19 protein-coding genes and 2 pseudogenes are annotated in these 18,258 nt (G+C 58.2%); 2 read left to right on the top strand and 19 right to left on the bottom strand.

Annotated features, from left to right (window positions below; all coding sequences use genetic code 11):
* Positions 1 to 201: pseudogene (locus ACPYOJ_RS29605) on the bottom strand (hypothetical protein); the annotation flags it as partial.
* A 1-nt stretch (position 202) separates the two neighbouring features.
* Positions 203 to 3,361 (bottom strand): phage tail length tape measure family protein, encoded by a 3,159-nt coding sequence (locus tag ACPYOJ_RS29600; protein WP_481419435.1) that lies wholly within the window; start codon positions 3,359 to 3,361, stop codon positions 203 to 205.
* A 212-nt stretch (positions 3,362 to 3,573) separates the two neighbouring features.
* Between ACPYOJ_RS29600 and ACPYOJ_RS29595 the strand changes: the two genes are divergently transcribed.
* Positions 3,574 to 3,939 (top strand): YbjQ family protein, encoded by a 366-nt coding sequence (locus tag ACPYOJ_RS29595; RefSeq protein WP_481419434.1) that lies wholly within the window; start codon positions 3,574 to 3,576, stop codon positions 3,937 to 3,939.
* On the opposite strand, the pseudogene ACPYOJ_RS29590 reads toward ACPYOJ_RS29595, so the two are convergent.
* From ACPYOJ_RS29590 to ACPYOJ_RS29525, 14 genes and pseudogenes are all read right to left on the bottom strand, one after another.
* A pseudogene (locus ACPYOJ_RS29590) lies at positions 3,936 to 4,112 on the bottom strand (phage tail assembly chaperone); the annotation flags it as partial. The gene ACPYOJ_RS29595 and the pseudogene ACPYOJ_RS29590 sit on opposite strands and share 4 nt — an antisense overlap.
* A gap of 35 nt (positions 4,113 to 4,147) precedes the next feature.
* Positions 4,148 to 4,513 (bottom strand): hypothetical protein, encoded by a 366-nt coding sequence (locus ACPYOJ_RS29585; protein WP_481419433.1) that lies wholly within the window; start codon positions 4,511 to 4,513, stop codon positions 4,148 to 4,150.
* A gap of 2 nt (positions 4,514 to 4,515) precedes the next feature.
* Positions 4,516 to 4,947, bottom strand: coding sequence for a phage tail tube protein (locus ACPYOJ_RS29580; protein WP_481419432.1), 432 nt, complete (start codon positions 4,945 to 4,947; stop codon positions 4,516 to 4,518).
* Positions 4,948 to 5,006: 59 nt separating this feature from the next.
* Positions 5,007 to 5,417 (bottom strand): DUF3168 domain-containing protein, encoded by a 411-nt coding sequence (locus tag ACPYOJ_RS29575; protein WP_481419431.1) that lies wholly within the window; start codon positions 5,415 to 5,417, stop codon positions 5,007 to 5,009.
* A gap of 4 nt (positions 5,418 to 5,421) precedes the next feature.
* The gene (locus ACPYOJ_RS29570; protein WP_481419430.1) at positions 5,422 to 5,913 is read right to left on the bottom strand and encodes an HK97 gp10 family phage protein; all 492 of its coding nucleotides are present in this window, start codon (positions 5,911 to 5,913) and stop codon (positions 5,422 to 5,424) included.
* Complete coding sequence (locus ACPYOJ_RS29565) at positions 5,913 to 6,239, bottom strand: head-tail adaptor protein (RefSeq protein ID WP_481419429.1); 327 nt, start codon at positions 6,237 to 6,239, stop codon at positions 5,913 to 5,915. The genes ACPYOJ_RS29570 and ACPYOJ_RS29565 overlap by 1 nt, the downstream gene beginning before the upstream one ends.
* A gap of 204 nt (positions 6,240 to 6,443) precedes the next feature.
* A complete protein-coding gene (locus tag ACPYOJ_RS29560; protein ID WP_481419428.1) occupies positions 6,444 to 6,854 on the bottom strand; it encodes a hypothetical protein in 411 nt (136 codons plus the stop codon).
* Positions 6,855 to 6,872: 18 nt separating this feature from the next.
* A complete protein-coding gene (locus ACPYOJ_RS29555) occupies positions 6,873 to 7,505 on the bottom strand; it encodes a head-tail connector protein (RefSeq protein ID WP_481419427.1) in 633 nt (210 codons plus the stop codon).
* Positions 7,506 to 7,728: 223 nt separating this feature from the next.
* Positions 7,729 to 8,118, bottom strand: coding sequence for a hypothetical protein (locus ACPYOJ_RS29550; protein ID WP_481419426.1), 390 nt, complete (start codon positions 8,116 to 8,118; stop codon positions 7,729 to 7,731).
* Between the two features lie 58 nt (positions 8,119 to 8,176).
* Positions 8,177 to 9,469 carry a phage major capsid protein gene (locus tag ACPYOJ_RS29545; RefSeq protein ID WP_481419425.1) on the bottom strand — a complete coding sequence of 431 codons (1,293 nt, stop codon included), beginning with the start codon at positions 9,467 to 9,469 and terminating at the stop codon, positions 8,177 to 8,179.
* 55 nt (positions 9,470 to 9,524) lie between these two features.
* A complete protein-coding gene (locus ACPYOJ_RS29540) occupies positions 9,525 to 10,262 on the bottom strand; it encodes an HK97 family phage prohead protease (RefSeq protein ID WP_481419424.1) in 738 nt (245 codons plus the stop codon).
* Positions 10,259 to 11,503 carry a phage portal protein gene (locus ACPYOJ_RS29535; protein WP_481419423.1) on the bottom strand — a complete coding sequence of 415 codons (1,245 nt, stop codon included), beginning with the start codon at positions 11,501 to 11,503 and terminating at the stop codon, positions 10,259 to 10,261. Before ACPYOJ_RS29535 ends, ACPYOJ_RS29540 begins: the two co-directional genes overlap by 4 nt.
* Before the next feature lie 33 nt (positions 11,504 to 11,536).
* Positions 11,537 to 13,114: a terminase large subunit gene (locus tag ACPYOJ_RS29530; RefSeq protein WP_481419422.1), complete on the bottom strand. Its 1,578-nt coding sequence runs from the start codon at positions 13,112 to 13,114 to the stop codon at positions 11,537 to 11,539.
* A gap of 29 nt (positions 13,115 to 13,143) precedes the next feature.
* Positions 13,144 to 13,614, bottom strand: a complete 471-nt coding sequence (locus tag ACPYOJ_RS29525; RefSeq protein ID WP_481419421.1) for a phage terminase small subunit P27 family — start codon at positions 13,612 to 13,614, stop codon at positions 13,144 to 13,146.
* 469 nt (positions 13,615 to 14,083) lie between these two features.
* Between ACPYOJ_RS29525 and ACPYOJ_RS29520 the strand changes: the two genes are divergently transcribed.
* A complete protein-coding gene (locus ACPYOJ_RS29520) occupies positions 14,084 to 14,266 on the top strand; it encodes a DUF3606 domain-containing protein (RefSeq protein WP_481419420.1) in 183 nt (60 codons plus the stop codon).
* 436 nt (positions 14,267 to 14,702) lie between these two features.
* Here ACPYOJ_RS29520 and ACPYOJ_RS29515 read toward each other — a convergent pair whose 3' ends face one another.
* From ACPYOJ_RS29515 to ACPYOJ_RS29505, 3 genes are all read right to left on the bottom strand, one after another.
* A complete protein-coding gene (locus ACPYOJ_RS29515; protein WP_481419419.1) occupies positions 14,703 to 15,929 on the bottom strand; it encodes a hypothetical protein in 1,227 nt (408 codons plus the stop codon).
* A 327-nt stretch (positions 15,930 to 16,256) separates the two neighbouring features.
* A complete protein-coding gene (locus tag ACPYOJ_RS29510) occupies positions 16,257 to 16,511 on the bottom strand; it encodes a hypothetical protein (protein WP_481419418.1) in 255 nt (84 codons plus the stop codon).
* A 210-nt stretch (positions 16,512 to 16,721) separates the two neighbouring features.
* On the bottom strand, positions 16,722 to 18,258 hold a 1,537-nt coding region (locus ACPYOJ_RS29505; RefSeq protein WP_481419417.1), incomplete at its 5' end, for an AAA family ATPase.

Raw genomic sequence — 18,258 nt, 5'->3', positions numbered from 1 at the left:
GTACTCGTACTGCTCAGGATCCTTGATCTTGCAGTCTTCGTACGAAGCGGTGACGATACCGCCACCGCTCATCTCTATCGTCTGGCTTTCGCCAATGCCGTTGCGTCCTCCATCGATCGACGAGCCAACAACGTCAAAGGTGGTCTTGCCTGGCGCCAGAAAGTCTGCCGCCAGGGTTGGCACATTCTGATAACGGGTCATGTCAGCCCTTCTGGCTATTGTAGCGGCTCTGCATCGTGCCGAAGCCGCCGCGGCGCTGCTGCTCGTTGTATTGGCCTAGGCCCTCGTCCACGCCCTGCTTGACCAGCTTGCGGACGTGGTCGTCGCCGTTTGCACCGACGATATGGACCTGCAGAATCCCCGGCTGGGAGCTGTCGTTGGATGCCGCTGCTGCGCGTGGTGACAAGGTTGGTGCGCGCGGAGCAGACACTAGCCGCGGCGTCACGAGACCACCCGATGCGAACCGAGCAACGCGGCCCGTATTGATCGCCTCGAGCAGTTGTCTGTGCTTGCGAGTAGCCCGCGAATTCACGACAAACTCACCGTTCGAAAGCATCGCAGGGATGCTGTCGTCAGTCGGTCCACCAGCGCCGGCGACATGGCCGCCGTCGGCAAGACCGAGGAACGCACCAAAGGTCGTGTTCGGCGCCCAATTTGGGCTTAGTGGTGAAACACCCTTGCCGCCTCCAAAGAGGCCGCCGAGCCAGCTAAACAGGCCTCCGCCGCCCGAAGCACCGCTTCCGGCGCCGCCGAGTTGTGAGCCAAGAGAACCGAGGCCGGAGCCGAAGGTTCCAAGGCCCTGCGTTGCCGCGCCTGCAGAATCTGCAACGCTGCCAAGTGCCTCTGACGCGCGCCGCACCTGCACCTGAGTAGCGTTGACCCAAGACGTGTCCACGCCGTTATTGAGGTTGCCCGAAAGCATCTGTAGCTGGTCTGCGCCACCGACCGCACGCATCGCGCCGGTCGCAAAGCCAACGTGCCCGCCAGCCTGTCCCGCACCAAGGCCGCGATTCTGCACGAGAACGTCGCCGCGCAGCACCTGGCTGGGATCGATGCTCGTTCCCCAATTGAGGAACGAATTAGCAGTCAGGGAACCTGTGCCTTTGACCCCGATCTGATCGAGCGAGGAGTTGACAAAAGCCGCGCACCACGCCGTTTGAGCGGCATTGATGTCAACACCGCCCTTTTTCAGGAAGGAGTTGATTGAACTAGTATTGCCAGTCTCGGTAAAGCCAGTAAGGGCCGAAGCTAGATCAACCGCCGATCCGGCACTGCTAACCGTTGCTTTGCTGGCAGGCGCCCCTCCAGAAAAGACGTTAGCGACCGCTCCTCCAGCCGCCCCCAATCCACTCCCGCTGCTCGCCGCAGCCTGCCCGCCAGTACCGCCAATGATGGCATTGATAATCTGGTCGAAGACCTTATCCCAAAGCTTTGATGCTTCGTTCAAAAGTGCATTCTGGATGGACTCAGCAAACGCCTTGCCGATATCGCCGCCATTGTGGATCAGGGCGTCCTTGAAGTCGCCGAAGAACGAACGCAATTCCTCGCGTGCATTCTCTGTGCGGATCGAACTCCTGATCTGGCCGGCCTCGTTGCTGCTAAGGTCTTCTGGCAGGCCGTATTGACGAAGCGTCGTCGTGACCTGCTGGTCTTCCTGGGACAGCGAGTTGAAGCGCCGATTCTGAAGCAAGTCCTGCGAAAGCTTCGCCTTCGCCAGCGTGTCAGAATATTGCTTATAGAGCGCAACCTTCTGCTCAAGCGCCTTGCGCTGCTCATCGCTGAGCGAGCGGCCCCTGTCTTCCGACTGCTGCAACAGGTCGAGCGCAAAGCGCGCTGCGTCTGCCTCAGTCCCGTACTTTCCGAGCAGGTCGATTTCCTGCTTGATCTGGCCAATGCGGTCGTCGGCGCTCTTGGTCAGATCGCGGTAGGCGTTTGCTGCGCGCGTGGCTGCCGTCTCGGCCGTCTTCTCGAGCTTATCGGAGCCCGGCAAGCCTTCCAGTTCAATGTTCGGCCGGCGTCCTGGCACCGGGCCGATCTCCGGCGTCATGAAGCCGGGGTTCCTGATGTTCTCGTCGCCTATGGAGGCGTTTGTTTCGAGCTTTCCAGTCTGCGGATTGAAGCTTCTCCACGCCGACATCGGGATGTCACGCGAAGCCGCGTCATTGACCTTGCCGACACTTCCTGCTGCCGTCTCAGCGCTGGCCGCTAGTTCGTCGAATACTTTCTTAAACTCAGAAACCGCCGGAATGCCAACGCTGTTTAGAGCCGCAGCAAGCGCATCTTGAACCCGATGGACGTCCGCGGTTTCGAGCTTGCCATCGTTCGCTGCCTTGGCGAACTGCTGATAGGCGTCTTCGAATTGCTTGATGACTTCAGGCTCTTCACCGCCGGCACGCAGGTCCGCGACAAACGCAGCGTATGTTGCCTGGGTGTCTTTTATGCCCTTGCGGACGCCTTCAAGCGTTCGCTCGTTGACGATACTCGCGCCTTGCCTGATATCGGCGGCATCCTGTGCGCGGGCCAATTCATTGGCGTACTCGCGAAGGGCCGGAATAACGTCTCCCCACCGATCGGCGAGGTTTTGAACAAGCTGCGCCTGCTCTTTGATCTTCTCAGCGCTTTCGTCGCCGCCACTGGCAATGGATTGGAAATACTGAATAGCCGCAGCGCCACCGGCAATCAGGCCGATCGTTACGAGGGATACGGGGCTAACCAAACTGGTGAAGGCTGCAGCCAATCCGGCAACAACCTGCTTGCCGCTCCCCATCGTCGCAAATACAGACGAAAGCTGCGTGCCTTGCTGAAGGGCAATCTGCAACGGGCTCATGCCCATTGCCGACGTTACTGCGACATCTTGAAACTGTGCGGCGATATTCGCCGTCTGAAATCCCTGCCCGCCACGATGGGTCGGCGTATCCGCCAAAGCGGCATTGCGCCCCTTGATGGCCGCAGTAGAGGCAAGTGCAGCCTGCCGTTCCTTACTAATGGCTGTAGCCATCTCATTTGCGGAGATGGCGCCGATCGCGTGAGCGCGTCGAATGTCTGCTACCGTGGCCTTGTAGTTATTGAGTGTTGCAAAGAGCGGACTGTATTGCGCCCGGAGCCTCTCGATCTCTTTTCCCTGATCGGCAAGTGCGCCGGTCCACTCCTTGGTCGCCTTCGTGCCAAGTCCGACGATCCCATTAATTCGGGTCTGCAGCGCAGTCGTGGAGCTATCGATCTTTGCTCCGGCGGCCTCGAATTTCTTTGCGATCCGGGTTGTCGAGGTGCCAACATCAGCGACAAACTTATTCAGCCCACGCTGCGCCGCGGACATGTCAGAGCTGACGGTGAAGACCAAATTATTGTCGTTGTCAGCCATCAACATTCGCCTTAAAATGGAAAAGCCCGCGTGGTGGCGGGCTGTGAGGATGTGGTATGTCGGTCTGCACCGAGTGTGGTCAGGAGAAAGCAAGCAACGAGGTCAAGCTCGGGATCTGCGATCATTGTTTCAACCACGGCGCGCCCAAGCGGAACACCGTGTCATTTGACCCAAAACCCTTGAACGGCGCAGTGAACGTAATGCCAGCGCCAATGAACGCGGAACCGCTTCCGCCCACCCAAGAGATCATCCTGACGACATCTATCGATGTCCCAAACCGCAAGATCGACGACGTGATTTCCATCGTTGCTGCAGAGGCGGCACTCGGAATGAACATCTTCCGAGACATCGCCAACAACTGGCGTGATTTTGTCGGCGGCAGGGCCAACTCGTCCCAGAAGTCTCTCCGGGAAGCTCGACTATCCTGTCTGGAGGGCCTAAAGCGCGAAGCGGCGGCCGTTGGTGCCGATGCGGTAATTGCCGTCGATCTCGACTATAACGAGCTGTCAACATCGGGAAACGGCGGCATTCTCTTCGTTGCGGCAAGTGGGACGGCGGTCAAGCTCGCGCCAGCCTAACCATACTTCGCAATCAGCGCGTCCATTTCGCTAGCCTTTGGTGCAGCCGACTCCTGCTCGCCGCCCTGCGCTTCGTTGTGACCGTGAATGGCTTCGAAGAACTCGGTAAGCGTGGCGGACCAAAAGTCCGCCGGCCGCCAACCTAGCCCGCCTATGCCCATCCGCATCCACTGTCGCCAAGGGAAGCCTTCTTCCGCCTTGTAGCCGTCTACGCCGCCTCGTCGGCGGCTTCCGCGTTTCCCTCGTCACCATCGAAATGATGCGCAAGGATGGCAGAAAAGGCAGCAGCACACGCCGTGAAGTGCTTCAGCTTCAGCTTCGTAAGCGCCTCAAGTGCGTTGCCCTTGACTGTCAGAAGCTCAATGCCAGCCGCAGTAGCCGCAACCTCGACACCCGAAAGCCTGACAAACAGGTCATTCAGCGAGCGGCACTGCAGCCGGCTCGAAACGGCCGATAGGCGGGCCATCTCCGCGGCCAAGATAAGCTCGACATCATCGATGATGAGGCGCGCTTCGCCGCGCGCCTCATTGGGCTCATACTTGAATTTCACAACGGTCTCCTCTTTTTTGGCCATGATTATGCCTCCGCCGTGAAGGTCAGCTCATCAGCAGCAACGAAGGTTGCGCTGAATTCCATGTTTGGCTCGACGTCGCCCGAGAAGCTGAAGTCGGTCACCATCCACGAACCTTCGTAGGTTCCGTCACCGGGGACGATGACCTGCGCATTGAATGCTTCAGAGGCGCGAACATGGCCCATGAAGACGTCCATCGCCGAACTGGCGACGAATGCGCCGGATCCGGTGAATGTGCGGTTCGAGATGCCAGGACGGCTGGTCTTCTGAACCGGGCCGCCGGGATTGGTGCACGACGGGATCGTGGTGTCGATCTCATTCGCCGACATATTGAAACTGCGCGTCTTCAGACCGCAGAGATTCGAAAACACTTCGGGGTCTGCCCCATCGCTTATTTTGATGAGCAAAAGTCTGCCGAGCTGTTGGCCGTCCGCCATGGTGGTCTCCTAATTGTGGTGGTGATTTAGCGCGGTTGCGCGTGGTGGTGCCGTCCGCGCTACGCAGTCGGCTTTTCGGTGTTGGCCACGAACTCGATGACCGCGTGGCTGGTCAGACCGTCAGGATCGCGGAACGTCCGAGTCTGCCGGTGCATTAGAGAAATCAGCCGATGGGTCGCTAGCGTGAGCGGTGCTAGATGCACGCTTTCGACAACGGCGTCGGCTATGCGTTCGACTTCTGGAAATCCGACTGCCTGCGACCATCCGTGCAGCGTCAGGAACACCCTTCCGCCGCTGATGCATGTTGCATCGTCGCGAATAGTCTGAGCCTCGCCAATCGTGACGTATGGATATGTAACTGGCGACGGCGGCTGGTCGTAAACCCTGCCGCCGATAAGCGGCGTCAGGGCAGCATCAGCCTTCAAGCGCGGCACAATGGCGCCTTGCAATTCAAGTTTAGCGCTGGGCATTTGGCTATTTCCGATTGAATTCGCGGAACGCTTTTGCGATCGCTGCGCGCTTGATCTTGGCAGCCGTAGCCTTGAAGCTTCGCCAAGTCGGGGCGATATGCGGCTGAGCCGCCGTACCGGGATGGATATTTCCGATTCCCTGATGGAAGTTCGACCGGCCTTTTACTGTGCCGCCGCCCTTTGTAGTGTTGTGCGGCGCGGTGCCGTATTCCAGCCACTTCCAAATGAAGGAGGCAAACAAGCCCGCCGCGTCTTTGTCCTTGGTCGGGTTATTGCTGAAGTCCAGAGCGCCTGGATTATTTTTCAGGAAATCACCGTGAATCGACTCCGCATATTCCAGCGTCGCGCCTCTGGGCGCCACATCACGGATCTTGTCGGCCGCCTCTTCCACAATGCGAAGATTTGCGTCAGCAGCATACTTCAGAGCATTCGGAACGATAGCTTTTAGGTCTCTGGTGAGTTGCGCGCGACCTTGCACTCGAACCTTCAACGCCATTAGGTCGCCACTCCCTGCGTTGCCATCATGTCGATGTACGCATTCTTTTGGTCGATGTTCGCCACAGACGTGATGTTGAACATCCGCGATGGATTGCGCGCATCAACGGCTCGGTACGCCGTTGTGACGTCCCTTGCGGCGGGGTGGCTACGAATGCGAATGATATAAGGCTGGATCCCACTGAGCCTGGCCGCAATTACCGGCTCGCCGCCTTTTAGCGGGATGAGTTCGGCTGCGGCTGTGAACTGAGTTTGCCACTCTGTCTGCTCGTTGCCGTAATCGTCCGGAGAGGTAACTTTGACCTGAAACGAGATCTTCTCGCGCAAGCATCCTGCGCTAGGTTTCGTCGCCATGTTCCGCCCTTTTCGGCCTCGCGGCCAACGTGGCCTTACCCGCCGCTATTGCCGCGTCGCCGCACGCGCGCTTTACCAGATAGCGGCCGTCCTTAAACGGGCCGCCATCTGGCTTGAAGACGATGCTCACGGCGGGTGTTGCCACGAAGCAATACGGCGCCGTGAACTGGACCCACATTAGATGGCCACACCAGCCGACTGGATATCGACTGCGATGACAGTCGAGCTCTTCGCAATCCCGAGGAAACAGGTAAAATCCCCCGTCGCCAGATCGGCCACAGGGCAAATCCCGCCCGCCGCGCCAGAAAGGTAATACCCGACGCCCTTCGTCAAAACCGCGCCAAGCGTCAGATCGCCGTACTTATGAATGGCAACCGGCTGATTGAGCGCCGAACCAGTCAGTGCAATGCCCTTGGCAACGCGAGCCTCAGCGGTGGCAGAGTCCGTGTCGGCCAGCATCCACTTGTTGGTGGTCGAAGACCGGTAAACCGGCTGGCCTGCTGTAATGGCCTCGCCGGCAGTGCCGAAGTCGATAGATGCGTTGGCGCCTGGCGTTACGGCGCTTGGGGTTATTACGAGGTCGGTCATGGGGAAATCTTTCTGCCGTCAGTGCGGCCAGCTTCTGTAGGGCGCCAGGAGCGCATCAACTGCCAACGGCAAGTTGGCCAGCCCTTTTTGATCGGTTGTGGCCGCCTCTCGGTTTTCATACCAATGGGCGATCATCAGCAACGCGGCATGCTTTATCGACGGAGGCAAATCAGCGTATCCCGCCGTGAACTCGACGCGAACCGATTCAGGCTCGCCGTCCGTCATCGGCCAGGACTGCCCTTTTGCCGGGAGCAAATAGGCGCCGTTGGTCTCTGCTGTGCCGATCGTGCGGAAATCAGTGATTTCCACCTCTGCGCCGCCATTAGACGGCGTATAAAATAGGCCAGTCACTTCCATGAGCGGCGGCTTCGGCAAGCGGAGTGCGTTCGGCTGATAGTCGCCACCGTGCCGGAAGCGCGGCCACGGATCGCAATATCCATGCCATGGGAAGCGATCTAGCGTCAGTTCCCAGTCTTGCTCTACGACGCTACGTCCGAGCCAGTTGTTTTCGCCAGTCAGCCAATCTTGAGCAGCGGCAGACAACGCCCCGATATAGGCGTCATCATCGTCGTGAAAAACACGGAGATGCGCCTTGGCTTCATCCAACGACACAATCGTCGCCGTCGCCGGCGTTACAAGGCGCAAACCCATGATTATTTCCCTCTGCCGCGGACGCGGGTGGCTGGCTGCTCTTCGGTCGGTTCAACCGTCGGCGGTTCGGCAACAGGTGCCACAGCATCAACCGGCTCAATCCAGCCAATGGCAACGAGCCCGTCAGCCATTGAGCCGAAATCACGCTCATCGCCTTCAGACAAGGAAATGAGCGTGAAGCCGTCCTCGGAGTAAGGGAACGGCTTCACAACCCGATGCATCATTAGGCGACAGGCTTGCTGCGAGCGTGCGACGTAACGACAACCGCACCAGCGGCGATCGAGGTGCCGGAGGCCAGCGTCAGGACCGGGCGGATATACCGCTTGGCGCCGAGGTAGCCGATTTTGTAGACCGTCGAAGCCGCGAGCGGGGTCGGAAGGGTGCCCTGGATCTTGGATGCGGCGACAGCCGTATATCCAGATCCAGACGAGTCCGATTCCTCGAGCGTAACGTTGAACACGCCGGCACCAGCAATAGCACCGGTGTTGATAACGACTGCGGCGGCCTCAAAACCTGCGGTGTCGACGCCGGTGCCAGTGGTCGTGGCAGTAAGAACGGCGGGAACGATGGAGGTCGTCACGCCAATATTGTCATAAAGATCTCTTGAAGCCATCAGGCTATCTCCTTTTCAAGTTGGAAATGGGCGCTCATGAAGAGCGCCCGCTGTTGGCTTAGACGGCGCAGGTCAGCTTGCGGATTGCTTCAGTCAGGACGACCTGACCACCGAGACGGCGGCGGAAGATGAAGCGAACGTTGCCGCTCGTTGCCTGGGTGTAGGGATCGCGAAGCATTTCCATCGCAATGCGGTCGACCAGCGTGTAAGCGCGGGCGAAGTCGCCGTAAGCTACGGGCGTGGTGCCGGCGCCTTCGTTCGGCATATCCGGAACTTCGACATAGGGGTCGCCGTCGATGGTGTTCGGTCGGCCGAGCGCAATGCCTGGCATCCAGATGTAGTTTTTCTGCGCGTCCTTCAAGCGGCGCACAGAGCCGAGCGTGGTGCGATTCAGTGCCCACGAAGCGTTGCGCGTGTAGGCGGTCTTGAGACCGTACTTCAGCTTGAGAAGTCCGTCTGCCTGGCCATCAACATCGGCGATGGTGGCTGCAGTGCCGGAGTTTGCACCGCCGACGCCAGCAGCAACGAGGAAGCCTTCAGGCTTGCCGACACCATTGCCAGAAACGAAGGCGGCGCCTTCTGCGACGGCAAACTGCTCGGTGGCTTCGAAGCTGATCTCCGACTCCATGTTGAACGCCGAGTCTTCGAGGTTCTGGTTCGAAATATCGATCAGGGCGAAGAGCTCGTGGGTCGGGATTTCCCACATGCCGTAACGCAGACCGTCAGTCTCAGACTTCGTGCCCTGCTCAGCAACCCACTGCGCGGCGAACTGGCCGGTGCGCTTCGGAAGCTGAATGGACTTCGATGCCGTCTGGCGAACGCGAGCAAGAGAGCGTGCCGGAGAGATTTCCGTGACGGTCTTGATGATTTCGCGAACGTACTCAACCGGAGCCAGGTAGCCGCCAGTCGTGTCGTTGCCGACGGACAGTGCCTTGTATTCAGCGGCAACGTCGGCCAGGGCCTTCTGCTGTTCGGCCGTGAGGTTCGGAACGCCGATGGTGTGAGCGCCGACGACTGCACGAGCCCAGAGGTTTACCTTGGACTTGAGCTCTTCCTTGCGCTTTTCCGGATCGGACGAACCGACGAGCGAAAGGCGATTGAGCTTTTCTTCGAGCTCGTCGACGTGCTTCTTTTCGTCGTCGAGAGCCTTCTTGGTCTCGAGCAGTTCAGCAGTCGCCTTCTTGTTGGCGTCTTCGAACTTGTCCATGGCCGCGTTGATGCGGTCAACCTTCTCGGTCAGAACGACGTCAGCGGCGCCCTTCTTTTCGATTTCCTTGAGGCGATTGTCGTTGGCTGCCTTAAACTCTTCAAAGGCAGACATAACCTGCTCAACGGCGGTTTTGTCAGTCATGGTGGTCTCCTGGTGATGTGGTGGTTTAAGAGCGTGCCGCCTGTAGCCAACGCGGCTAGGCGATCAGCGCCTTGATGCGCTCCGCCAGCTCGGTTAGCTGGTCGTCGCTCTTGATTGCCGCTTCGTCCTCATCACGAGGATCCGTTTCCGGCTCTGCTTCGTCGCGAAGCAGTATGCTTTTGAAGATCGCTACAGCTTTCACGCTGTCGGCCCGCGACAAACCTGCGTCACGCAGGCCATCTTCGATTTCTCGCGGGTTGAACTCTGATTTGACGCTAAGAACGCGTGCCTTGCCGTTCATGGGGAACGTCACAAGGCTGCATTCCAGCAGATCGACCGCCTTCAGCGTGCGCCGCGGCTCAGTCGGTGTGCTTCGGAGCGTCCATTCCTTGGCTCTGTAGCCGATGGAAAGGCCGGAAATAGCCGGCCTTGGCTTCATCTTCAGAAGCTCATAAACCTCGCGGCCGCGCTCGGTATTGGCGAGTTTCCCCTCAACATAGAGGCCGATATCGTCCTCTTTCATCTCGGTCCACACGCCGATCGGGGTCATTTGGCTGCCATAAACACCATGCTGAGACAGCATCGCAGGCCAAATTCCTGTCGATTTCGCCGCTTTGATCGTTTCGGCAAAGGCACCCTTCAAAATCAGGTCGTCGCCGGCGTCGACGTTGTTAAACACGGCGCCGTAGCCAGAAAACGTCATTTCGCCGTCAGATGCGGTGATATCGGCGACTTTTAGCTCGCCAAGGCCAAAACTGCGGTGCTCAATGGCACCAACACCTTTAATCGTCATGTTTTTGGATCCTGTTGGCCGTCCTGCGGCTTATTCGGCGCAGGAGCGCCGCCAACACTGGTCGGTTTTGGCAGTTCGTCGCCGCCGTCAATCGGATTCATGTCCTCGAGCGCGCGAATTTCATTCGGTGTCATCCAGGCAGGCGAGCCACCCGACCCCAAAGCCTTCGAATAGAATTCACTGCGATCCTTCGCGGCGCCCTTCAGAAGGCCATTGGCGTTGAATTTTGCGCAAAAGCCTTCGTCTTCGTCGCCATCAAGCAGATTGGCGTCAATGGACTCTTCGATCCTACGCCACCATGGCCCAAGCGTGTGAACAACGTGCGCCAGAAACACTTGCTCGGCGCTGGCGAAGGTCATTGCCTGGCCGGCGTGGCCGATCATCTGCGGAAATACGCCAAAGGACTGGCAAACCTGCTCAGTCTGGAACTTACGCGTTTCCAGATGTTGCGCGTCGACGCCTGTCATCGACTGCGGCGTCCATTTGAAGCCGGAATCGATGATAAAAGGCTTGTGACGGTTAGCGCCGCCAATCTGCGCGGCAATCCACGCCTGAATCTGCTTGTATTTGTCCGGATCAATCTTCTGTTCGGTCGAATACGTGCCGGACGCCTGCAGACCGTTGGCGTGCATCTCGGACTGTGTATTTTCGGTCGCGATTGTGAGGCCGATAGCCTCGCGCGCCTGCCGAACAGCGTCCAGACCCCGCCAAGTGTCCCACGAGGGGCCTTTAACGTGCCAGATCAGCGACTGCGGAAAGTCCATAGTGCGGCCATCAAGGCCACTCACGCGATACGTCAACGAATAATCGTTGTTGCGGGTGATCGTGACCGAGCCAGGATCGATAGGAATTAGCTCCTTGACCTTGCCGCGTATCATGTTCTTGTAGAAAAACGCGTTGCCAGTCAGGGCAACGTGAAAAATCATGGTTTCAAGTAGCTCGAACGCCGTCATCCACTGGTTCGGGCGACGGTTCAGGACCTTGTAAAGCGGGTGGTCTAGCGCCGGTGTGCCGCCCTTGCCATCCGGCAGTTCCTTCATGACCTGCAGCGGCACCTGCGCAACGCCGTTTGCGATAACGCGAAGGCAAGCAAACACGGTGGAAACATCTAGCGCTCGTTCCCAAGAGACCGAAACTCCAGCCTTCGACTGACGAGATCCGAACCAGTCGAGCCAAACGGGGTCAAACGACACCGATTTCTGCTCGTCCTTTCGGCCAAGCAGCCTGTCAATGATACCCATCGGCATTCCTTGTTGTTGATGTTGCCCGATGGGCTATGCGGCCGCTGTGTAATCGGCGTTGGGGTCCAGAACCTCCCAAAATGAGGTTCCTTCGGCAGGCTTCTCGACCTCGCGATACTTGAGACCGAGAGCCTGGCAAGTCGCCACTGCGCCGTCGATACGAAAGCGCGTTTTTGTCTTATCTAGTTTGCGGTTGCCACTTGGATCCGAAACAACGATCGCGTTCGAAAAGCAGAAGCCCAAAACTGGGTTGCCATTGTGCTTGAATTTACGATTGATCACCGATGCCTCGAGGGCATCAACAGCCGGCGCCATGTCGCGGAAGCCCTGCCCCCATGGGACAAGCCGGATACCGCCACTCAGTTCATTGTCCTTGCCGTCGATGTACGCGTCTACGCCTATGCGGACAAATTCGGCAAGCAATTGCTCAATTCGCCAGCGGTCGTAAGCAATGCCGACGATCTCGTAATCGTCGCGTATCTGCGCGATACGCTTGGCAACGAATCCATAGTCGACAATTCGTCCCGGCGGCGTTTCCAGCCAGCCCTCATCGGCACGCGCCCACACATCATACGGAGCGCGGTCGCGGTGTGCATGATCTTGCAACCACTCCTGCGGCTTCCAGTGCCAGGCGCCGATGCGGTCTTCCGCAAACTCGGCAGACACGCCGACAAGAGCCGTCAAGTCGCCAACAGCAGAAAGATCGAGGCCCAGATAAATCTTCTCGCCAAGCTTCAATGTATCGCCGGTTTGGCAAGCCTTCCACTCTGACCGCGGAATGAGTGGCGAATTTTGGTCTACACGCTGATTGAGATACAGGTTGCGGAACGAAGACTCCAAGGTCTTCATTCGCGTAGCCTGCACAGCAAGAGCGCGAAGGTCATCTATAGAACGAAAGTCACCAAGCGCCGGATTTGCAGCTCGCCACGCCGATTCATCCATGATGTCGGCGTCGTCATTGGCGCAGTATAGGTGCACCAAGACGGTATTGTCGTCTGCAACAAGGGCATCGTCCACCAGCTTCGAAAGCGGGTGCTCCGGATCGGGAGACTGCGTCGAGATGACAATACCAAGAGGCTCTTTGCGCGCTCCCTGCGAGGTGTTCATGACCTCGTAAAGCTCTTGGTCGCGCGCCTGCGCCAACTCGTCGTAGATCCACACCGACGGATTCAAGCCGTGCTTCGTGCCGGCCTCGGCAGACAGAGCGCGGTAGAACGAGCCGTTACTCTTGCATACCAGTGTCTTGGTCGACGGCACTACGGTAATAAGCCCGCCGCTCGCCGCGTCTAGTTCCGGGTCCGCCTCAACGATCTGTCGGCAAAATTTGAAGACCTGGCCGGCCTGCTCGCGATCCGTCGCGGCAGAATAAATTTCGCCGTTGATCTCGGAAACCGGTCCAACTAGGTGGGCCAGAACGATCGCGGCGATTAGCGCGGTTTTGCCGTTCTTTCGCGCCACAGAGAGGATCGCGCGCCGCACACGGCGGCGGCCCGTATCATTTTGTGGAGCATATAAATCCACAACAAACTGCTTCTGCCATGGCCGAAGCTTGATGTATTCCCCCTGCCCCTCGCCGCTCGGTACACGTAGCAATTCGATGAAATCAATCACCTGTTTTGCGCGTGCCAGGCCGTCAGTCGTTACGCCGTCTCCGCGCTTCGCCCAATCAGGCCGCTGAACTTCGATGACTTCTTCTCCTCGGGAGGCGAAAGAGCAGCGCGCGATTTAGGGTCAAGCCCCAAACGATCGCCCATGGCCATCATTATGCGCGCCGCTTCATTCTTGATTTTGAACCATGGATTTGGCTGCTTATTTCCCGTCGATCCGTCGACGATGGCAGGCTCAACGGCGAGCGCAGAAACGGCCGCCTTGTGATCAGCCCAGGCCGCAGCATAGATTGCGATGGATCCGGTATCTGTTGATGCAAAATACCCCGGCGGCATGGCTGCCGTGATCATCTTGAAGCAGGCCAGTGCGTCGCCCTTAAGGTAATTGGGGATGACTGTCTCGCCGGCTGGTTTGATCGATGGCGCGCGCTTCTTGCGCTTGCCAGGATTGCCTTTTAGGGCCTGTATTTCAGGAGTTTCAGGCCGCGGTCCTCTCGCGCCCATGGCTCGCTCCTAGACTGCTTAAAAAATAATCTCAAAACTTGCGGCGTAACGCGTTCGAGTCCCCCGCCGGTACGTAGGCCGACAGGTCGTGAACATCGAAGGGGGGGTGTCAGTCGACCGGCCAGCCATCCTCGCCAAATGTCTTCGTTATCTGCCCAAGGTCTTCGCGCTGCCCTCTCGACGAGTGACATGGCTTGCATGTTGAGAGGAACGGGCCATTCCAGAACCTATCGATATCACCCTTGTGGCCGCCATCAGCGTGGTGCACTTCGGTGGCTGGCTCTACGATCTCTCTCTCGAGACACCATTCACAAAGTGGCTGAGTGGTGAGTTGACTATGACGGATACGCTTCCATCTGGCGGTGCCGTATAACTTTCGGTATCGCTTGGCTTCTTCGCTGCGGCAGTCGGCCACAGGGAACTCCCAGACTCTATTGTGCATTCTGCATCTGTAGCAACGGAGATCCGAATGTCAGACGACAAGACAAAGAAGGGTAAACAGGACCGCAGCCGGATAGCAGCAGGCGAGCCATACGAAGTGAGTTATTTCGCTCGAAAGCACGGCATCTCAGCCGAAGATGCGCGGCGCATCATTATGCGGCATGGTTCCGACCGAGACGCGTGCGACAAAGCAGCCAACCGGCTGAAATAGCGACCGCAGCGGGGAGCCAGCGTCGCCAGCTCAACCCGCCGCGCGCACCACCGTCAGCCGGAACGAGGCCGGCGCCAGGTGATTCCAATTCATTGTTGATAAACGTTAGGTCCAGATCCGGTATCCGACCTATGCACCGACCGTTCGGAGAACGCGAAGCGCTACCAACAATGTGGTGACGCAGCTAACTGGTTTCCAGATGCACGTACGAAACTAATACTGCAGGGAGCCTAAAGCTCAACCTGCCGCATGATTACCCAATGCTGCGGAGGAGGCGCGCAAGGGGCAATGGGTATTGAGGCTGTCCCGGCAAACTCGCGAGTGCGAAACGTCCGCGTTCTACCAGCGCCCCAAAGCAAAAAGGCCGCGCAATGGCGGCCTTTGGGTTTCATAACCCTTCAGTATTATACGGTTCGAGAGGGCGGTTGATTGGACATCAAGCTGCGATTTTTGTATCTTCGATCGCAGAATTATTCAAATCACCTTCAACCGTCTCAAGAAGGGTGATCAGTGCATCGATCGCCTCGTCTATCATTATCGCGCCTCGCTTCGTTGCATAGGCTGGCGCCAGTCCCATAGCGACCCCGATCTCAGCGGCAGATGATGCATGCGTGATCGCCATATCGAGAACCTTGGCATGCGTGCCGAGCCTGCTTCGCAGATATTCGGCATAACTCATAGCTTCCGCCTTGCTGATGATGTCAGGCTCACGTGACGCTGGAGTCGACGCGGTCTCCTTCGGCATTTTCATTCCGCCAAACCAGAGCGATCCTTTTGCCAAGCAGTCTGGGCCAAGGGTTGCCGGGAATGGCAGATCCTCGAACCGTACCTCTCCGTCGACACCCATAGTCTTGAGCAGCGCGCGTGCCTCTTCAACTTCAGCCGAGGGAGTGATGTGGTCGCTTATTGCTTTCTCTGTGGATATCGGCTTCATGTACGGTTCTGCGGTCAGGGGCGAGACTGCTCCCTTCAAGCGAATGTATGACCAGATCGCAGATTGCGATCTGACGGTCTTCTCGCCGCCTTTCACACCACGATTGCGGTTGACTGGCTTGAGAGCTTTCCCTTTACCGGTCGTTCCCCATTCCATCAGCTCGCCATCGCGGAACGTTAGGTTGCCGATCTTGGCCTCAAGTGAGCGGTACGGCGCGCCCGCATCGCTGACCACCATTTTGATGCTGTATTCCGTCTTGGGATCCGGCGCCTCGCTGTAGACGTTCGCCATCTCACCGGTATGGCCCCAGCGCTCGCGGCCGATTACATTACGACCGACGGACGCAAGCAGCTCAGCTTCGGACGGCCTGACCTCAATGAACAGCTCGGGCTCGTATTGGGTCTCCTCGTCGCCGACCACGACCGTTTCTCTCGGAAAGATCAAGTAGCGCCAACGTTGCAACCCGATAATCCGTCTTTCGTCCCCTCGATAGGCGAGCCGTTCGAGTGCCGGCCAAGCAAGTACCTCAGCGGCCGGCTTGTTGTCGTTAGCGGGCCGAGAGCCTTTGTCTTTTTCTTGTTGGCGGCCACTCTGGCTGTTGAGACGGTGTGCTCGGCCAACAGGCTGGCCAATTGTGAAAAATCGCGTGCTACGGTCATTATTTGGTCCACTTCGGTCGAATGTCGGGGATGCAGTCAATTGCGTACGAAAGAGGAGTTGGCGTGCCATCCAGGCCCTCGGCGAGAATTGACGCCTTTTCTCGAGCGAGACGGAAAGCGCCAAGCCTGGCCTCTTCCGCCGCCGTCCTGGTTACGCAAAGACTCAAAGAATATTCGGCGTCTCGCCTCACCCTGTCCCGCTCTGCTTCCAATTCCTTGATCCTTAGTTGCAGGGTTTCGATGATCCGATGTGCATCGATGAGGCGCTGGCGGTAATGGTCGCCTCTCATTCGCAAATCCCGAGGCGCCGTGCTGTCGGCAACCGCAGTGTACATCGCCTCCTTAGCCAGCGCGGCCTCGCGGCGGGCTGATTGCTCCGCGGTTTTTATGCGTGGGCTCATTGATTAGAAGGAAGGAACGCCTTCCACTCCCCGCGATCGAGCCGATACATCGTGTCTTCGATGCCACCGGCCACTGTTCGTATGGCTCGCACATTTGGGTCGACGCGCCTGAAGAAAGCGGTGCAACCATCCATGTCGCAGCAATTGCCTTCCGCCATCATCAAAACACCCTCCTTGTTGGGGAAGTCGTAGCTGAGGCCGAACACAGAGCACTGGAGTTCGGGATTGTAAGTGGGCTTTGGTTTGGTCATTTTGTCCTCCTTCGGTTTCGTGCGGTCGTGCGTGCTATAGGAAATGTTCCGCACGCACGATGATGGGGAATGAATTCCCCCCATCGTTCAGGGTGTGTTTTGATATAGAAATCGTGCGCCCGCACGACGTTGATTTTATTGTATTTTCTTCGATTTTTTCGATAGTCGTGCGGGGTTTTCGTGCGCCCGCACGATTTCCGCACGAAAGCCTCAATCTTCGCCCGGATCGTGCGGGGCATATCTTGCCGCCCGCACGGCGGCTTTCTCGGCTGCTCGCTCGGCGAATTGCGCGGCATTCGCCTCCCTGTGACGCTCGGCGCGGATGTCCGTCAGGGCATCAAGTCCAGACGAAGTGACCTTCCACCTTCGCCCCTCATGGGCAACTAGCTTGTCTCGTTTGAGTTTGTCCGTTGCGCGGCGGGCGCGATCTTTATGGGCGGATCCGTCCTCTCGCCTCCATCCCAAGTTCTCGGCGATAGAGGCCAAGGACAAACCGGCATCGCGATCGATCTGCAAAAGCACATCATCTTCGTCCCTACGAGACGTTGCCGCAAGTTTGCGGACCTCTCCAGAAGTCAGTGCCTGCGCCATGACGGTCGGGATTGGCCGGCCCTTGCTGTCAATCAGAGTCGGCGCTGTGATTGTCTTCAGCTCAATCGAAATGGGATCGAAGTCTGGCCCGCGGTGTTTGCCTTGCCAGTGGAGCTTAATGATGCCGTCCGACTTCGCGAGCGTTAAGTTGCCATCCATTTCAGCGATGAACGCGCCGCCACCGCGAGGAAGAAGATTGTCGGATCCGGCGTTCTTTGTCGGATGGCACGCCACCATGACGCAAGGGCGCCCCGGCAGCGTGGTGAGCGCACGCAGGTCGCGAGCATGCTTTCCGAGTTCCGTGTTTCCATTCTCATCAGTTCCGTGGAAATACGCCGCGCTGGTGTCGATAACGATCAGGTCGGACCCTCCCAACGCCTCAACCTGTGCCCGTATGGATGCTATCGCTTCGGGAACGCTGAACCTGTCTTTGATGAAATGCGCATCGATCTCTTCCGGGCTGAAGCCGGTCTCATGCGCCATGCCGATCCACCGCATCGTGACGTCGTCGGGATTTTCGCCGGCGAAATAAATCACGCGGCCCTTGGCAATCTCGCGGCCAGAAAGTTCTCCGCCCTCGGCAGCCAGCCTTGATATAAGAAGAAGAACGGCTGTTTTCCCTGTCCCTGTGGCGGCCGTCATGGAATAGATGAACCCCTTCTGAGCGACACCGTCTAGGAAATAGTCAGGAGGAATAAAGCCGCGGACGAGTTCCGCGCTCGAGATGATGCGTGGGCCGGTAATCCGGTTATCATTCGCCGGAACTGGAGAGCTTGAGAGGCAAATTGCCTCTAGTTCACCATGGGTGTGACCAGCGTCGAGCCAGTCGCTGACGTCGCCCTTTTCAGGAAGTCCAGGAAGATCAATGCGGTATGCCGTGGCAATTCCGCTAAGCCGATCGATCGCCGTCTGCGCCTTCTTGTCTCCGGCCGTGTCGTTGTCAGCCAACACATAGACAGTGCGGCCGGACAGTGCCGACAAGTCGTCAGGCCACGAGCCGTTCGGAACAGTGGTCGCCAGATAGCCCATTGATGCAAGGCGATCGGCATCCTTCTCGCCTTCGACAACAAAGATGGGGTCGGTCGTGTTCGCTGCGATCTCGTGGAGCCGATACAAGGCAGGTTCACCGCGACCGCTAAGCCAACCACCCTTCCCA

The sequence above is a fragment of the Rhizobium sp. SVR5-9E genome (assembly GCF_056755095.1).
Note: the sequence above shows the minus strand (reverse complement) of the source record. Positions and strands in the feature narration are given on the sequence as shown.